The 599-nt window shown below is 44.4% G+C and carries 1 protein-coding gene; it reads left to right on the top strand.

The features are described 5' to 3' along the window. A partial coding sequence (locus ACWIUO_RS13825; protein ID WP_454178465.1) for a hypothetical protein occupies window positions 1-599 on the top strand: 599 nt, incomplete at both ends.

The following is a 599-nucleotide window of genomic DNA, read 5'->3' as shown; positions in this document are numbered from 1 at the left end:
ATAAATGGTGGTGCAACCATAGGCAACAAACTCTCTGGCACCGTAGGCACGATAAGCATAGGTGATAGAAATACACCAGGTAGCGGGCTTGTTACGGATTTTAGTGGGCTTACTATCAATAATAACCTAATCATAAATAGTGCGTCTATCGTGCTAGATGGCTCTGCTAGTGCTTGGAAATCTAGCACCGCACAGGGAGCGCATATCTATGTAGGTAGTGGCGATGGTGCACAACAATACAATAGCACAACAGGCAAAGGCATCGGCGTGGCAAACAACTCCATCTATGTCTCTGCTGGGGATAATATCGTAGTCAATGAAGTCTATAAGTATGAGGATATTATTCTTAATAATGGCACAAGTGTAGTAAAAGGGCTAAGTAGCCTACAAGTCAAAGCAGCTCCAGGGCAAGCTATCAAAGAGAGCGCAGATAAACAAGGCTTTAGCATAGTCGCAGATGTGGCGTCTAGCTATGGTGCATCTGTGTATCGTGCTTTGGTGCTATCTAGCCTGCGCAGAAACACGATGACGCAAAATGTCCTAGATACGATGACGACAAAGACTTTCCATAGCGATAGGTATTACAACCAAGAAGTAGA

It is taken from the genome of Helicobacter sp. T3_23-1056 (assembly GCF_053654535.1).
Note: the sequence above shows the minus strand (reverse complement) of the source record. Positions and strands in the feature narration are given on the sequence as shown.